At 64.6% G+C, this 509-nt stretch carries 2 pseudogenes; one reads left to right on the top strand and one right to left on the bottom strand.

Features of this window, described 5'->3' with window-relative positions:
* Nucleotides 1-132 (bottom strand): annotated as a pseudogene (locus tag AC1D01_RS38305) (hydroxyacylglutathione hydrolase); the annotation flags it as partial.
* On the opposite strand from AC1D01_RS38305, the pseudogene AC1D01_RS38310 reads away from it, so the two are divergent.
* A pseudogene (locus tag AC1D01_RS38310) lies at nt 131-509 on the top strand (SAM-dependent methyltransferase); the annotation flags it as partial. The pseudogenes AC1D01_RS38305 and AC1D01_RS38310 overlap by 2 nt on opposite strands.

Consider the following 509-nt stretch of genomic DNA (forward strand, 5'->3'; position numbering starts at 1 on the left):
CCTCAGGCCATGAGCGTCCAGCGCTTGCTCCACCGGTGCCGATTCACCCGGATCGACGACGAGAGCCTGCCGGCCATCGTGAAGCATCCAGATGTAGTTATCGGCAAAGGCTGGCAGGGCAAGCAGTTTCATGACACAAGTCGGCGGGATTATAGGTTTGGCCCAGTGGCTGGAGACCCCCCCGGGGCGCTACCTGCTGGCCTGGGAACAGGCCCAACTCGATCGAAGCGTGGCCGATGTGTTCGGATTTCACGCTTTGCAGCTCGGCATGACCGAGCTCGAAGGCTTGAGGGCCAACCGGATGCCACACCGTTGGGTGGCGCTCGATGCGCATGGAAAGCTGGTGGAGCGCGATCCCGCGGCCGAAGTTCCCACCGATGCCGCCGCCGGTGTTACCAACGGCGTTCCCGCCGAGCGCGTGGCCGTCGTGCTGCGCTGCGATTTCGATGCGCTGCCGTTCGATTCGCAGAGCCTCGACCTGGTCGTGCTGCCGCACACGCTGGAGCTGG

This window comes from Rhizobacter sp. P3_B12 (genome assembly GCF_056402895.1).